General features: G+C 55.4%; 21 protein-coding genes. 1 reads left to right on the top strand and 20 read right to left on the bottom strand.

Features of this window, described 5'->3' with window-relative positions; genetic code table 11:
* Positions 1 to 10: 10 nt before the first annotated feature.
* The 19 genes from rpsH to rpsJ all read right to left on the bottom strand — a co-directional run bounded on the left by rpsH (position 11) and on the right by rpsJ (position 10,945).
* On the bottom strand, positions 11 to 403 hold the full coding sequence (gene rpsH / locus ACR0MV_RS19135) for a 30S ribosomal protein S8 (protein ID WP_068340741.1): 393 nt from the start codon (positions 401 to 403) through the stop codon (positions 11 to 13).
* A gap of 13 nt (positions 404 to 416) precedes the next feature.
* Entirely contained in the window at positions 417 to 722 is a 306-nt protein-coding gene (rpsN, locus tag ACR0MV_RS19130; protein ID WP_068340744.1) for a 30S ribosomal protein S14, read from the bottom strand.
* A gap of 19 nt (positions 723 to 741) precedes the next feature.
* Positions 742 to 1,302: a 50S ribosomal protein L5 gene (gene rplE / locus ACR0MV_RS19125; RefSeq protein ID WP_170429279.1), complete on the bottom strand. Its 561-nt coding sequence runs from the start codon at positions 1,300 to 1,302 to the stop codon at positions 742 to 744.
* On the bottom strand, positions 1,295 to 1,606 hold the full coding sequence (rplX, locus tag ACR0MV_RS19120) for a 50S ribosomal protein L24 (RefSeq protein WP_155148683.1): 312 nt from the start codon (positions 1,604 to 1,606) through the stop codon (positions 1,295 to 1,297). Before rplX ends, rplE begins: the two co-directional genes overlap by 8 nt.
* Positions 1,607 to 1,608: 2 nt before the next feature.
* Positions 1,609 to 1,977, bottom strand: a complete 369-nt coding sequence (rplN, locus tag ACR0MV_RS19115; protein WP_008757934.1) for a 50S ribosomal protein L14 — start codon at positions 1,975 to 1,977, stop codon at positions 1,609 to 1,611.
* Between the two features lie 76 nt (positions 1,978 to 2,053).
* Complete coding sequence (rpsQ, locus tag ACR0MV_RS19110) at positions 2,054 to 2,284, bottom strand: 30S ribosomal protein S17 (RefSeq protein WP_170356682.1); 231 nt, start codon at positions 2,282 to 2,284, stop codon at positions 2,054 to 2,056.
* A gap of 4 nt (positions 2,285 to 2,288) precedes the next feature.
* A complete protein-coding gene (gene rpmC / locus ACR0MV_RS19105; protein WP_010437082.1) occupies positions 2,289 to 2,495 on the bottom strand; it encodes a 50S ribosomal protein L29 in 207 nt (68 codons plus the stop codon).
* 419 nt (positions 2,496 to 2,914) lie between these two features.
* On the bottom strand, positions 2,915 to 3,535 hold the full coding sequence (locus ACR0MV_RS19100) for a 2OG-Fe(II) oxygenase family protein (protein WP_170429276.1): 621 nt from the start codon (positions 3,533 to 3,535) through the stop codon (positions 2,915 to 2,917).
* Between the two features lie 61 nt (positions 3,536 to 3,596).
* A complete protein-coding gene (locus ACR0MV_RS19095; protein WP_170429273.1) occupies positions 3,597 to 4,064 on the bottom strand; it encodes a YHS domain-containing (seleno)protein in 468 nt (155 codons plus the stop codon).
* A gap of 156 nt (positions 4,065 to 4,220) precedes the next feature.
* Positions 4,221 to 4,634, bottom strand: a complete 414-nt coding sequence (gene rplP, locus ACR0MV_RS19090; protein ID WP_058283513.1) for a 50S ribosomal protein L16 — start codon at positions 4,632 to 4,634, stop codon at positions 4,221 to 4,223.
* A 12-nt stretch (positions 4,635 to 4,646) separates the two neighbouring features.
* Entirely contained in the window at positions 4,647 to 5,357 is a 711-nt protein-coding gene (gene rpsC, locus ACR0MV_RS19085) for a 30S ribosomal protein S3 (protein WP_008758042.1), read from the bottom strand.
* On the bottom strand, positions 5,357 to 5,737 hold the full coding sequence (rplV, locus tag ACR0MV_RS19080) for a 50S ribosomal protein L22 (RefSeq protein WP_039538267.1): 381 nt from the start codon (positions 5,735 to 5,737) through the stop codon (positions 5,357 to 5,359). The genes rpsC and rplV overlap by 1 nt, the downstream gene beginning before the upstream one ends.
* A gap of 3 nt (positions 5,738 to 5,740) precedes the next feature.
* A complete protein-coding gene (gene rpsS / locus ACR0MV_RS19075) occupies positions 5,741 to 6,019 on the bottom strand; it encodes a 30S ribosomal protein S19 (RefSeq protein ID WP_005980699.1) in 279 nt (92 codons plus the stop codon).
* 3 nt (positions 6,020 to 6,022) lie between these two features.
* Positions 6,023 to 6,865, bottom strand: a complete 843-nt coding sequence (gene rplB / locus ACR0MV_RS19070) for a 50S ribosomal protein L2 (protein WP_170356688.1) — start codon at positions 6,863 to 6,865, stop codon at positions 6,023 to 6,025.
* A gap of 186 nt (positions 6,866 to 7,051) precedes the next feature.
* Entirely contained in the window at positions 7,052 to 8,755 is a 1,704-nt protein-coding gene (locus tag ACR0MV_RS19065) for an AAA family ATPase (protein ID WP_480703295.1), read from the bottom strand.
* Between the two features lie 224 nt (positions 8,756 to 8,979).
* Positions 8,980 to 9,276, bottom strand: coding sequence for a 50S ribosomal protein L23 (locus ACR0MV_RS19060; protein ID WP_008757532.1), 297 nt, complete (start codon positions 9,274 to 9,276; stop codon positions 8,980 to 8,982).
* The gene (gene rplD, locus ACR0MV_RS19055; RefSeq protein WP_155148664.1) at positions 9,273 to 9,890 is read right to left on the bottom strand and encodes a 50S ribosomal protein L4; all 618 of its coding nucleotides are present in this window, start codon (positions 9,888 to 9,890) and stop codon (positions 9,273 to 9,275) included. Before rplD ends, ACR0MV_RS19060 begins: the two co-directional genes overlap by 4 nt.
* Complete coding sequence (gene rplC, locus ACR0MV_RS19050; RefSeq protein WP_170328778.1) at positions 9,887 to 10,612, bottom strand: 50S ribosomal protein L3; 726 nt, start codon at positions 10,610 to 10,612, stop codon at positions 9,887 to 9,889. The genes rplD and rplC overlap by 4 nt, the downstream gene beginning before the upstream one ends.
* Positions 10,613 to 10,630: 18 nt before the next feature.
* Positions 10,631 to 10,945 carry a 30S ribosomal protein S10 gene (gene rpsJ / locus ACR0MV_RS19045; RefSeq protein ID WP_008756422.1) on the bottom strand — a complete coding sequence of 105 codons (315 nt, stop codon included), beginning with the start codon at positions 10,943 to 10,945 and terminating at the stop codon, positions 10,631 to 10,633.
* 293 nt (positions 10,946 to 11,238) lie between these two features.
* Between rpsJ and ACR0MV_RS19040 the strand changes: the two genes are divergently transcribed.
* Positions 11,239 to 12,075 carry a TauD/TfdA dioxygenase family protein gene (locus ACR0MV_RS19040; protein ID WP_480703294.1) on the top strand — a complete coding sequence of 279 codons (837 nt, stop codon included), beginning with the start codon at positions 11,239 to 11,241 and terminating at the stop codon, positions 12,073 to 12,075.
* A gap of 182 nt (positions 12,076 to 12,257) precedes the next feature.
* On the opposite strand, the gene ACR0MV_RS19035 is transcribed toward ACR0MV_RS19040, so the two are convergent.
* Positions 12,258 to 12,980: an FkbM family methyltransferase gene (locus tag ACR0MV_RS19035; protein ID WP_170429257.1), complete on the bottom strand. Its 723-nt coding sequence runs from the start codon at positions 12,978 to 12,980 to the stop codon at positions 12,258 to 12,260.
* Between the last annotated feature and the right edge of the window lie 319 nt (positions 12,981 to 13,299).

Here is a 13,299-nt window from a genome sequence, read left to right as displayed (position 1 = left end):
GCAGACCTCCTTAGAAGACGGTGCAGAGCACTTCGCCGCCAACATTGTTGGAGCGAGCGTTTGCGTCCGACATCACACCTTTCGGAGTGCTGACAATCGACACACCCAGACCCTGACGGACCTGCGGGATGTCATTGACGCCCATGTACACGCGGCGACCGGGCTTCGAGACCCGCTTCAGTTCGCGAATGACAGGGGTGCCTTCGTAGTATTTCAGGCTGATTTCGATGGCCGGATGACCGTTTTCACCGGTCGTCTTTTCATAGCCACGGATGTAACCTTCGTCCGCCAGCACGTCCAGAACCCAACCACGCAGCTTGGAAGCCGGAGTGGAAACGGTGGACTTGCCGCGCATTTGCGCGTTGCGGATACGGGTGAGCATATCGCCGATAGGATCATTCATATCTATGTCTCCCTTACCAGCTCGATTTCACCATGCCGGGGATCTGACCAGCAGAACCCAGCTCGCGCAGCGCGATACGGCTGACCTTCAGCTTACGGTAGTAAGCGTGGGGACGACCGGTCAGCTGACAACGGTTGTGCAGACGGGTAGCCGAGCTGTTGCGCGGCAGTTTCGCCAGTTTCAGACGCGCTTTGAAACGCTCTTCCATCGGGCGGCTCTCGTCATTCGCGATTTCTTTCAGCTCGGCACGCTTTGCGGCATATTTGGCCACCAGGCGTTCGCGCTTCTTCTCGCGTTCGATCATTGCTTTTTTAGCCATGTCTCAATCCTCCCGGCGCTTACGCGTTGAACGGCATGTTGAATGCTTTCAACAGGCTCTTCGCTTCAGCGTCGGTTTTCGCTGTGGTGGCAATTACGATATCCAGGCCCCAGACCTCGTCGACCTTGTCGAAGTCGATTTCCGGGAACACGATGTGCTCTTTCATGCCCATGGCAAAGTTGCCCTGGCCATCGAAAGAAGGCTTAACACCGCGGAAGTCACGAACGCGCGGCAGCGCGATGGTGATCAGACGATCCAGGAATTCGTACATCCGGTCACCGCGCAGGGTCACTTTCGCGCCCAGCGGCATGTCTTCACGGACGCGGAAACCCGCGATCGACTTCTTCGCCTTGGTTGCAACGGCCTGTTGACCAGCAATCGCAGTCAGATCTTCGACAGCAGCTTTCGCTTTCTTCGAGTCTTTGACGGCCTCAGCACCACAACCGATGTTCAGAACGATCTTTTCCAGCTTGGGCAGCTGCATGTCGTTCTTATAGCCGAACTCTTCTTTCAGAGCGGCACGGATGGTTTCAACGTACTGAGCTTTCAGACGCGGGGTGTAGGTTGCGTTATCAAGCATCGATCACGTCCCCTGTGGTCTTGGCGAAGCGGACCTTCTTGTCACCTTCCATGCGGAAGCCGACGCGAGTTGCTTTACCGTTTTTGTCCAGCAGTGCCAGGTTCGACAGCTCGATCGGGTTCGCCTGAGGCAGACGACCACCTTGCGAGTTCTGGGTCTGGCGGGTGTGGCGGATGGCGATGTTGATGCCATCGACAACAGCTTTACCGGCTTTGGGGTCAACCGAGGAAATGGTTCCCTCTTTGCCCTTGTCCTTGCCGGCCAGCACGACGACCTTGTCGCCTTTGCGGAGTTTAGCAGCCATGATTACAGCACCTCCGGAGCCAGCGAGATGATTTTCATGAAGTTCTTGCCGCGCAGTTCGCGAACAACGGGGCCAAAGATACGGGTACCTACGGGCTCGTTGTTGTTGTTAAGGATGACGGCGGCGTTGCGATCAAAACGGATCGCGGTGCCGTCTTCGCGACGGACTTCCTTGGCGGTGCGTACGACGACGGCCTTACGGACGTCACCTTTCTTTACGCGGCCGCGCGGGATGGCTTCCTTCACCGAGACGACAATGATGTCGCCGACGGAGGCGTATTTACGCTTGGAACCACCCAGAACCTTGATGCACTGAACTCGGCGAGCGCCGGAGTTGTCAGCGACATCCAGATTGGTCTGCATCTGGATCATGTGGTTTCTCCCGACCTGTGGGGGCTGGTCTCGTTAGATCCCCCAGGGTTTCGACAAATGGGAAAATCCCGGAAACTTACGCTTCCAGAACTTCCCAACGTTTCGTCTTCGATTTCGGCGCGCATTCGATGATGCGTACGGTGTCGCCGACCTTGAAGGCGTTCTTTTCATCGTGAGCCCGGTATTTCTTGGACTTACGGATGGTTTTCTTCAGAACCGGATGTGTAAAGCGGCGCTCTACCTGAACGGTTACGGTCTGTTCGTTGGCGTCGCTGGTCACGGTGCCTTGCAGGATACGCTTGGGCATCTGATTACTCCTCGGATGCCGCAGCAGCGGCCTTTTCGTTCAGAATGGTTTTGACACGGGCAGCATTGCGGCGGGCCGCTTTGATACCAGCAGTGTTTTCCAGCTGACCGGTTGCCTGTTGAAAGCGCAGGTTAAAGCTTTCTTTCTTCAGGTTGGCCAGTTCCTCGCGGAGCTGGTCCGGGGTCTTGTCACGCAGTTCTTGGGCGTTCATCGCCTTTTTCCTTTGCTCAAAACACCAGAAGGCCCCCTGATAGGGTCACCTTGGACCTGGTGGATGAATGATAGACATACGAATCGCCCGACAACGCCGGGAGATCGCAGGATGCCGCCGTATAAGGGTTTGGGGGGTAGGTGGCAAGGGAAAGTTTGGAAGCCGGTCTGAACACGGCTCTCCACTAACCCGAACAAGCCTTTAACGCAGTCCAAGAGACGTAAAATGTAGCAACAAATATCGCGGCCCAGATTGCACCCTCATATCTCGGCAGCAAGTGCAAATTAGAACGCCACAGAATTGCCCGAAGACTATTTCTTATGTTCCCGCCAGAACGAAAGAGCGTCGCAAGAAACAGTATGAGGAAGCCGCCGCAAAATACAGGAGCGCCAGCATTCACAGCCTCCACAAGGCAGCTGTTACTCCCACTTGTAGTTAAAGCTGACACTGATCCGCTCTTCTTCGGCCATGTTCATCGGCACCTCGTGGCGCAGCCAGCTTTCCCATAGCAGAACGTCGCCCACCTGCGGTTTCATATAGATGAACGGCTGCAAATCCCGGCGACCACCCTTGATCCGCGTCGGCGCAGCCATCATGCGGCCTGAGCGTGGGTCTTCCAGCTTCAGCGCACTCGCCCCCTCGGGCATCGCCACATAGGTCGTGCCCGAGATCACGCTGTGCGGGTGCAGGTGGCTCGAATGCATGCCGCCCTCGGGCAGGATGTTGATCCACAGGTCTTCCAGCTTCAGCTCGCCCTCGCCCAGATCGAACTCCAGATCCTTGGCAAAGGCGGCCACATGGCTGTCCAGCGCTTTGACCAGATCGGCGAAGATCGGGAACCGCCACGGCAGATCGGTCAGCGAGGCATAGCTGGTATAGCCGGGATAGCCGTTCTCTTCACACCATTCCTGCCCAGCCTCATCATCCTCGGCGATGACAAGGCAAGAGCTTTCCAACTCACCCGCGTCGATCTTGGGATCAAACTCGGACAAAGCTGCGCGATAGAGACGGGTAACGAAGAGCGATTCAATCTGTGCCATGGCCCCGTCATAGCCCAGTCAGTTCCCGCAGGCGAGGGCTATGACCGCCCGGGATCGCGACCTATTGCTGCAACAGGTCCGGCCAGTAGCCGTTCGCTTTTTCGATATTCTCGTCGATTTTGTTGGCCCAAATCCGGCGCACCTCGATGCTGTAGTTCAGGTAAAGCTTGTCGTCCCAGATACGCCAAGCGATCGGGTCGACATCCGCAAGCGCGTTCTGGCTGGCCGCGTAGGCGCAATATCCGCCAAATTGTGGCGCGAACTTCGCAGGATCGGACAGGAAAGCTTGCCGGTTTTCATCGCTCTGAAAAATCCAGGTGGCCCCGTTGTACTCGACCGCAATCTCTGGGTCGCCTTTTTGCGGGTTGCCACCACGCCAATATGTCATGACGTCGTAGCCGTTCATCGCGAGGCCGTTGAAGTGACCCAGGTTCACTTCGGGCGACGCAGCGCGCGCGGTCGGCGCGACCATGAATGCCGCGCAAGCCATCATAGAGGAAAATGCAAACAGGCGAAGAATGCGTGACATGACCGGCCGTCCCGAGACAAGAATGCTAGGTTCGCTGATAGCCATGTCTGCGTTTCGATTGCCAGTCAAGTCTCTGTGGCCTGCGCCCGACAAACGAAAAACCCCGCCAGTTTCCCGGCGGGGTCAATTCAAAACGAACGGGTTTCCCCGGATCGCTTACCAGTCTTCGCGAACCACGACGCGGGTCTTGATCGGCAGCTTCATCGCGGCCAGGCGCAGGGCCTCGCGGGCGATGTCGTCATTGACGCCGTCGATCTCGAACATCACGCGGCCAGGCTTGACTTTGCATGCCCAGCGGTCGACCGAACCTTTACCTTTACCCATACGAACTTCGATCGGCTTTGCAGTGACCGGAGTGTCAGGGAAGATGCGGATCCAGACACGACCCTGACGCTTCATGTGACGCGTCATGGCACGACGTGCAGCTTCGATCTGGCGTGCGGTTACACGCTCAGGCTCAAGAGCTTTTAGGCCGTAGGTGCCAAAGTTCAGATCAGAGCCGCCCTTGGCGAGACCCTTGATCCGGCCTTTGTGCATCTTGCGGAATTTAGTACGCTTTGGTTGAAGCATATCTTTCCCTCCTTAGCGACGACCGCCACCAGCACCACGAGGTGCAGGGCCGTCCTGGAGTTCCTGTGCTTTACGGTCACGTGCCTGCGGATCGTGCTCCATGATCTCACCTTTGAAGATCCAGACCTTGATCCCGATGATCCCGTAAGGAGTCATCGCTTCGGCATGTGCGTAATCGATGTCGGCACGCAGGGTGTGCAGAGGCACGCGGCCTTCGCGATACCACTCGGTCCGTGCGATTTCTGCGCCGCCCAGACGACCAGCGACGTTCACCCGGATACCCAGGGCGCCCATGCGCATGGCGTTCTGAACCGAGCGCTTCATGGCGCGACGGAACGAAACACGACGTTCCAGCTGCTGAGCGATGGACTCGGCAACCAGCTGCGCGTCAAGCTCGGGCTTGCGCACTTCGACGATGTTCAGGTGCAGTTCGCTGTCGGTCATACGAGCAAGCTTTTTGCGCAGAACTTCGATGTCTGCACCTTTCTTGCCGATGATGACACCAGGACGTGCAGTGTGGATCGTAACGCGGCACTTCTTGTGCGGACGTTCGATGATCACACGTGCAACACCGGCCTGCTTGCACTCTTTGTTGATGAACTCACGGATCTTGAGGTCTTCCAGCAGAAGATCACCGTAGTCCTTGGTGTCGGCGTACCAGCGGCTATCCCAGGTGCGGTTGACCTGCAGGCGCATGCCGATCGGATTTACTTTATGACCCATTAGGCTTGCTCCTCAACTTGACGCACCTTGATGGTGATCTCCGAGAACGGCTTCATGATCTTGCCGAAACGGCCACGGGCACGCGGACGACCGCGCTTCATGACCAGGTTTTTACCAACCCATGCTTCGGCGACGATCAGCTCGTCAACGTCCAGGTTGTGGTTGTTTTCGGCATTCGCGATTGCGGACTGCAGGCACTTCTTGACATCCTGCGCGACACGCTTGTTCGAGAAAGTCAGGTCGGTCAGAGCCTTCTCAACTTTCTTGCCGCGGATCATTTGCGCAACCAGGTTCAGTTTCTGCGGGCTGGTGCGAAGCATGCGGGTTTTCGCCATTGCTTCGTTTTCAGCCACGCGGCGGGGGTTCTTTTCCTTGCCCATGACTTACTTCCGCTTCGCTTTTTTGTCTGCGGCGTGGCCATAATAGGTACGGGTCGGCGAGTATTCACCGAACTTCTGACCGATCATGTCTTCCGAGACGTTGACGGGAATGTGCTTCTGGCCGTTGTACACACCAAAGGTCAGACCCACGAACTGGGGCAGAATGGTGGAACGACGCGACCAGATTTTGATGACTTCGTTGCGGCCCGACTCGCGCGCTGCTTCGGCTTTTTTCAGCACGTAAGCATCGACGAAAGGACCCTTCCAAACAGAGCGAGACATAGATTAACGTCCCTTCTTCTTGGCGTGCCGCGAGCGGATGATCAGCTTCTGGGACGCTTTGTTCTTGTTGCGGGTACGCTTACCCTTGGTGTCCTTACCCCACGGTGTAACCGGTGTACGGCCACCCGAGGTACGACCTTCACCACCACCGTGCGGGTGATCGATTGGGTTCATTGCAACACCACGAACCGACGGACGAACGCCTTTGTGGCGCATACGACCGGCTTTACCGAGGTTCTGGTTCGAGTTGTCGGGGTTGGACACGGCACCAACGGTGGCCATGCATTCCTGACGGACCATGCGCAGCTCGCCCGAGCTCAGACGGATCTGAGCGTAGCCGCCATCGCGACCAACGAACTGAGCGTAAGTACCAGCCGCACGTGCGATCTGACCGCCTTTGCCAGGCTTCATCTCGATGTTGTGGACGATGGTACCAATGGGCATGCCCGAGAACGGCATTGCGTTGCCCGGCTTGATGTCAGCTTTCGCCGACGCGATGACCTTGTCACCAACAGCCAGACGCTGCGGAGCCAGGATATATGCCTGCTCGCCGTCTTCGTATTTTACCAGTGCGATGAATGCGGTCCGGTTCGGGTCATATTCGATCCGCTCGACGGTTGCCGCGACATCAAATTTGTTCCGTTTGAAGTCAACGATCCGGTAGAGACGCTTTGCGCCACCGCCGCGGCGGCGTGAAGTGATCCGTCCGGTGTTGTTCCGGCCGCCCGATTTGGTCAAACCCTCTGTGAGAGACTTGACCGGACGTCCTTTCCAAAGCTCCGAACGGTCGATCAGCACCAGCCCGCGCTGGCCCGGCGTCGTCGGCTTGTACGACTTGAGTGCCATGCTTTCTGTCTTCCGTTTAGCAAGTGCAGGGAGTTTCCCCGCTATGTGATAGGCCCCCGTAGGTGCCAAGGGTATAGGGCCCCGAAGGTCCCCGGTTACAAATATCAGAGGCCCCGGAACGAATCCGAGGCCGCAAGATTGGGTGCATTTAGCAGTGTTGGGGGTGGGTGTCTATAGGGAGATGTGTCAGTCTTCCAAAAGTTCCTCTAAGGTGTACAATAAATCCTGCGCGATCGGGTGGTCCGAATTCGATTCACTAATTTGGACACGTCGCCCCACCATTCTTCCGAGTCCATGAGCAGGCAAAACTTCAACGCAAGCAGCTTTAACAGCTGCGAGGAAGTCCTTTCCTTTGATAGTTTCCCTGCAGAAACCTCCAAGTAAAGCCCAACGGGCGATCGGGTTTCTACCGTCGATATCAGGAAGTTTGGAAACCGCAGCCTGATAGGCAGAGGAGAACTCAGTCATGGTTGTAGCTTCATTGAAGCGAGCGAGAGCATTTTCATGAATTTCGGTCGCTATGTTCAAATCAACATCTAATGCTCGGGCTATGTGCTCCGGAGAAACGAACAGGCTTTCGATATCAGAGCCATTCGGCACCCAATGGCGAATACCACAATCACCATATCCCTTCTTTTGCGCCCAAGCTTCGACGTCTGCGTCGCTCATGAAGTCTCTGTCCCTATGTACGAGAACCTTCACACTCATACGCTTTGAAATGCTTTTGGCCTTCTGCCCGTTTGGCAGAGCATCTTTTCCAAAGGTCGGCCAGACTAGGCATCGGTTTTGAATGTCGGGGCGAACCGACAGGATGCTCTCTAGATACTTTGAGTTACCATCCTCTGAGAAAATTATTAGCTCCTTGTCGAGCGCACTCCAACCCATCTTCTCCTTTACTATGTCGCCTTCGGCTTTCGCCTCACCGTCGGAAATCCAGTGTATTCTGGTATCTTGCGGCAGCGCTCGCACAAGGCTGGGGGAGTGGGTCGAGACAATGATTTGCGTTTCCGGAAACACGCTTGTTGCTTCCGACAACGCGCGAATTAGGGACTGCTGACGCGTTGGATGTAAATGCGCATCTGGTTCGTCTACCAACAACAACTTAGGTTTAAAGTACAAAAGATACGCAAAAATCTGCACTACCTGTAAAAACCCAGTCCCCGCCATATCAATGGATTTCCAAGCAACGCGGTCACTTTGGCCAGCGACTTTCATATCAGGCGTGAGAAATCTGACGTCGATATTACGATCACGTAACCTATCGAATTTGATCCAAAACCTGACACCGGGCAGCACTTTTCCAACCCACTGGGACAATTCTTCTAGCTCGATGTAGTCAGTGCCAGTTCCTTCAGCTCCAGCAGAAAGCTGCAACAGAACTTGGCGCAAAGCAGATCCTCCCTCCCCGGATGACGCCCTGCGGTGAAGCACTGGGGTAGCCAAAATAGTTTCCTCTTCGGCTAACCCTGAAAGCCCCGGGATAAATGCCGTAGATGGAGTACTGTCACTTGTCAGCACCTCTCTGAGCGGACCTTCCATTTCTACTTTCACACCCGCATCATTTCTTGCGGCACCAATAGAAATTAGTGTTTTCTGGAAGTCGTCATCCACAAGGGTAATCGCTGTTCGCCGACCCGCTGCAGAATTCTGCAGCTTCAATTTGTGTCCCAGTTCAAGAAATTCTTTACTTGGCACATAGTCCATTTGCTCAAGCGTCACTTTGTTTGAGGCATCGGCCAATGTCGCGCAACGAATCCCCCAATGTAGCGCCTTAAGAACGGACGACTTTCCGGCACCATTTTCCCCAACCAAAACTGTGAGCGGCGATAGTTGAAGATGAATCTCTTGGTCTATTCTCAGGAAATTCTCGATTATTACTTTGGAGATCAAGCTCGGTTCCTTAAGTTTCTTCGGTTTTCTCGCGTTGAGCCGTACCAGAACGCGACTTACCGAATACGCAATCGCGCTTCTAAATCAGCTCAAATTCATCAACTTCTGTATTCACTGAATATCACCTCCACAACAATAGATTGCGTAAAAGACAGCTCCCAAAATAAAAAACCCCCGCTTTCGCGGGGGCCTTTATCTCTATCTCTTTCCAAAGACGGGTTCGATCAGAGACCGGTGGACACGTCGATGGTGTTACCCTCTTCCAGGGTCACATATGCTTTTTTGACGTCTTTCCGACGGCCCAGCTGGCCGCGGAACCGCTTGACCTTGCCTTTGGTCACGGTGGTGTTCACCGCTTTGACCTTCACACCAAACAGTGCCTCGACGGCCTCTTTGATCTGCGGCTTGTTGCTGTCGATCGCCACTTCAAAGACAACCGCGCCGTTTTCGGACGCCATGGTCGACTTTTCAGTGATGATCGGCTTGCGGATCACGTCGTAGTGTTCTGCCTTCGCGCTCATTTCAGACGAGCCTCCAGTGCTTCGACAGCCGCTTTGGTGAGCACCAGGGTGTCACGCTTGAGGATGTCATAAACGTTTGCACCCATCGACGGCAGGATATCCAGACCTTCGATGTTGCGCGACGCCTTCAGGAAACCTTCGTTCACGGTCGCGCCGTCGATGACCAGAGCGCGTTTCCAGCCCAGGTTTGCAACCTGTTTGGCCAGAGCGGCGGTCTTGCCTTCGGCTTCGGCGTTCTCGATCACAACCAGTTCACCTGCTTTGGCTTTTGCCGACAGAGCGTGGCGCAGGCCAAGCTTGCGGAACTTTTTCGGCAGGTCGTGGCCGTGCGAACGAGGGGTCGGGCCCTTGTAGATACCACCCTTGCGGAAGATCGGCGCGTTGCGGTCACCATGGCGTGCGCCACCGGTGCCCTTCTGGCGGTAGATCTTCTTGGTCGAGTAGCTGGTTTCCGAGCGGGTCTTGACCTTGTGGGTGCCAGCCTGCGCGTTGTTGCGCTGCCAACGGACCACACGGTGCAGGATGTCCGCACGCGGCTCGAGACCGAACAGATCGGCGTTCAGCTCGATGTCGCCGGCTTTACCGCCGTCCAGTTTGATTACATCAAGTTTCATGCTTCACCACCTTCCGCGGGAGCTTCTTCCGCAGGTGCTTCGGTTGCAGCCGATTTCACAGCAGCCGGGAAAGGCAGGCCTTCCGGTGCTTTCTTCTTGACGGCGTCCTTGACGGTGACCCAGCCCGATTTCGGTCCGGGAACGGCGCCTTTGATGAAGACCAGGTTCCGGTCGGCGTCGGTTTTGACGACTTCCAGGTTCTGGGTGGTTACACGGGCTGCACCCATGTGACCGGCCATCTTCTTGCCTTTGAACACCTTGCCCGGGTCCTGACACTGACCGGTCGAACCGTGCGAACGGTGGCTGATCGAAACACCGTGCGAGGCGCGCAGACCACCGAAGTTGTGGCGCTTCATCGCACCGGCAAAGCCTTTACCGATCGAGGTACCCGAAACGTCAACTTTCTGACCTTCCAGGAAGTGTTCTGCCGAAATCTCGGCGCCCACATCGATCAGGCCATCTTCGGAGACGCGGAACTCGGCCAGCTTACGCTTGGGCTCAACCTTTGCAGCGGCGTAGTGACCGCGCATGGCTTTCGAGGTGCGTTTTGCCTTGGCAGCACCGGCGCCCAGCTGAACGGCGGTGTAGCCGTCTTTGTCAGCGGTACGCTGTGCAACAACCTGCAGGTTGTCCAGGTGAAGAACGGTCACAGGGATCTGCTTGCCGTCTTCCATGAACAGGCGGGTCATGCCAACTTTTTTTGCGATAATACCAGAGCGCATAATCTATACCCTCCGATCTTACGACTGCAGCTTGATCTCGACGTCCACACCAGCAGCGAGGTCGAGCTTCATCAGCGCGTCAACGGTCTGGGGGGTCGGATCAACGATGTCGAGCAGACGCTTGTGCGTACGGATCTCGAACTGGTCGCGGGATTTCTTGTCAACGTGAGGGCCACGGAGAACCGTGAACTTCTCAATCTTGTTCGGCAGCGGGATCGGGCCGCGCACGTTCGCGCCGGTCCGCTTGGCAGTGTTGACGATCTCTTGCGTGCTGGCATCCAGAACGCGATAGTCAAATGCCTTCAGCCGAATACGGATGTTTTGGCTTTGCATATTAACAGCCTTTTTTAGGCGTTGAGGTTGAGAGGAGGACAGACGCGCATCGCCAACCCTCTTCGAACCCAAAAGGCGGGAATCACCCCGCCTTGACGTTCTTATTGAGAACTCGCGCGTACTAAAGGCGCTCGAGTATTTTGGCAAGAGTAAAATTGAATGCAGCTGGTACACCGCATGCTAAGCTCAATTACATCACGAACCCGACGGCACCTTGTCGTGTAGCAAGCCTTATGAGGTAAGCTCAAGTGAAGTAGCCGAAACTTGGTGGCCAATACTGGGAGGAGGAAAAGGTGAAAGTTATCCCGTTGACTGGAACTATCGGCGCCGAGATTGTAGGCGCGCGTGTAACTGACCCCGACGATTTTCAGCAAATCTTCGACGCCTTTGCAGAGCACTCCGTTGTCGTCATACGAGATCAGCAATGCACGCCGGGCGATCACTTGGCTTTTGCGCGGCGCTTTGGCCAGATTAACGTAAACCGGTTCTTTAAACCCGTTGTGGGCTATCCCGAGATTGCCACCGTGCTCAAAGAAAAAGATCAAACGGAAGCCGTCGGCGAAGGGTGGCACATGGATCACTCATATGACGAAGTTCCCGCGATGGGTTCGATCTTGCGCGCACTGGAAGTCCCTCCGTTCGGCGGAGACACCTTATTTGTTTCCATGGCGGCGGCATACGAAGCTCTTTCACCTTCTATGCGCAAGTTCGTTGATGGCCTGTCAGCCGTCCACTCGTCTCGCCATGTATTCGGATCCTCTATTCGCGACTCCGAAGCAGCAACAAGCGGGCGGCTCGGAAATGCTGACGCTGCGACGCAGGATGCAACACATCCCATGGTCATCACACATCCGATCAGTGGCCGCCGGGGATTATATGTAAATCCAGTTTTTACCACCCATATCCAAGGCTTAAATCCAGATGAGTCACTGGCGATTCTGGCCATGATATATGAGCATTGCAAACAACCTGAATTTCAATGCCGTGTACGCTGGAGCGCCGGAGACATTGCCATATGGGACAACCGGGCAACCTGGCACAAAGCTATCAACGACTACCACGGCTTTCGTCGATTGATGCACAGAGTCACGATAGAGGGCGTTCCACTGGGGGCCGCCGTGGCTGCTTGAAGGCCTGCTCCACTCAGCAAATCTACGATCGTGTCGAAGACAAAACAGACCGTCTGATATGGGATGTTCTTTCTTAATTCGATGGTGTGGGCTCTAACTTGTCCGGCAGAGCCATTTTACCCATCGGTCGGCAGAACCGAATTACGCGACGATTTTCGGCACAACGCGGCGACCTATGGTTTTCACCCCTTCTTTGTCATGCGCGAAAGCTTCAAATCCCGGTAGTCGAACAAAGAGCTGTCGAAAGGCGCAAAAATCGCGTCGCAGTCGGTTGCTTGCGGTGACGGGGGGCTGATGAACTCGTGCAACTCAAACCCATGACCGGCCATAATCGAGACGAAATCGCTGAACTTGTAGCCGCCCTGGTAACGGCGGCGCGTTGAAACCTCGGCCAAGACGAAGGCGCAGTTTTTCAACAACTCCGATGCGCCTCGGATGACTTCGATCTCGAAACCATCTGTGTCAATTTTCAGGCCGAATGGCCCTTCATAAGTCGACGCAACCTCGTCAAGAGTCTTTACCGGCACCTGTCGCTCTTCGATTTTTGACATCTGTGCCGTTGCAGATTCTTCGAATTCCAGCATGGTCGCGCGTGTGCCCATCGACCGGGTGCCAACAGGTGGAATACGCAGCGTTGTCTGCCCGCTTTCCGCCCCAACACCGCAGGCATGAAAGTCAAAGTCGATTTTGTCCGACCAGTTTTTTCGAAGTTTGGTTTCGTATTCAACAATAGGCTCGATCAATTCGAACTTGGCGTCGGGGAATGCCTCATAAAGATGCGCGGTTCCACCGGCGACCCCAACCTCTATGACGATTTGAACGTCAAAACCGAGACTGCGGATGTATTCGCCTGTCTCTTTGTTCGGCAGAACCTCATAGCCGCGGCGTTTCAAACGTCTGGACATTCATTGTACGATTTCGTCCATCTAAAGAACTCCCTGAACGCTTGCGTCAAAGTGGATCGACAGAGACCTTTATGAGCACTTCTTTGGACATTCTACAACTCGTAAAACCCACCGCTGCTATGGCGCCACATAGACCACAAAACGGTCCATATAATGCCCTTCTGGGGAGTTTTCGACGGTATGAATGTCTAACCAGCCCTCGTCTCACTATGGTCCGAGTGAGGCAAAACAAAAAAGGGCGCCCATTTGGGCGCCCTTTCTGTCGGTATTCGCGGGTGCGAATTACTCGATGATTTTCGACACAACGCCGGCGCCGACG

This window comes from Ruegeria sp. BC3, from assembly GCF_056539265.1.
This window is presented reverse-complemented; position numbering and strand designations above follow the sequence as displayed.

Bases quoted from the DNA above. Each gene is read 5' to 3' on its own strand.
- ACR0MV_RS19035 (WP_170429257.1), bottom strand. From the start codon at position 12,980: ATGTCCAGACGTTTGAAACGCCGCGGCTATGAGGTTCTGCCGAACAAA.
- rpsJ (WP_008756422.1), bottom strand. From the start codon at position 10,945: ATGCAAAGCCAAAACATCCGTATTCGGCTGAAGGCATTTGACTATCGC.
- ACR0MV_RS19095 (WP_170429273.1), bottom strand. From the start codon at position 4,064: ATGTCACGCATTCTTCGCCTGTTTGCATTTTCCTCTATGATGGCTTGC.
- ACR0MV_RS19100 (WP_170429276.1), bottom strand. From the start codon at position 3,535: ATGGCACAGATTGAATCGCTCTTCGTTACCCGTCTCTATCGCGCAGCT.
- rpsN (WP_068340744.1), bottom strand. From the start codon at position 722: ATGGCTAAAAAAGCAATGATCGAACGCGAGAAGAAGCGCGAACGCCTG.
- rplV (WP_039538267.1), bottom strand. From the start codon at position 5,737: ATGGGCAAGGAAAAGAACCCCCGCCGCGTGGCTGAAAACGAAGCAATG.
- rplN (WP_008757934.1), bottom strand. From the start codon at position 1,977: ATGATCCAGATGCAGACCAATCTGGATGTCGCTGACAACTCCGGCGCT.
- rpmC (WP_010437082.1), bottom strand. From the start codon at position 2,495: ATGAACGCCCAAGAACTGCGTGACAAGACCCCGGACCAGCTCCGCGAG.
- rpsQ (WP_170356682.1), bottom strand. From the start codon at position 2,284: ATGCCCAAGCGTATCCTGCAAGGCACCGTGACCAGCGACGCCAACGAA.
- rplP (WP_058283513.1), bottom strand. From the start codon at position 4,634: ATGCTTCAACCAAAGCGTACTAAATTCCGCAAGATGCACAAAGGCCGG.
- rplD (WP_155148664.1), bottom strand. From the start codon at position 9,890: ATGAAACTTGATGTAATCAAACTGGACGGCGGTAAAGCCGGCGACATC.
- rpsC (WP_008758042.1), bottom strand. From the start codon at position 5,357: ATGGGTCATAAAGTAAATCCGATCGGCATGCGCCTGCAGGTCAACCGC.
- rplE (WP_170429279.1), bottom strand. From the start codon at position 1,302: ATGCTTGATAACGCAACCTACACCCCGCGTCTGAAAGCTCAGTACGTT.
- rpsH (WP_068340741.1), bottom strand. From the start codon at position 403: ATGAATGATCCTATCGGCGATATGCTCACCCGTATCCGCAACGCGCAA.
- ACR0MV_RS19060 (WP_008757532.1), bottom strand. From the start codon at position 9,276: ATGAGCGCGAAGGCAGAACACTACGACGTGATCCGCAAGCCGATCATC.
- rpsS (WP_005980699.1), bottom strand. From the start codon at position 6,019: ATGTCTCGCTCTGTTTGGAAGGGTCCTTTCGTCGATGCTTACGTGCTG.
- rplX (WP_155148683.1), bottom strand. From the start codon at position 1,606: ATGGCTGCTAAACTCCGCAAAGGCGACAAGGTCGTCGTGCTGGCCGGC.
- rplC (WP_170328778.1), bottom strand. From the start codon at position 10,612: ATGCGCTCTGGTATTATCGCAAAAAAAGTTGGCATGACCCGCCTGTTC.
- rplB (WP_170356688.1), bottom strand. From the start codon at position 6,865: ATGGCACTCAAGTCGTACAAGCCGACGACGCCGGGCCAGCGCGGGCTG.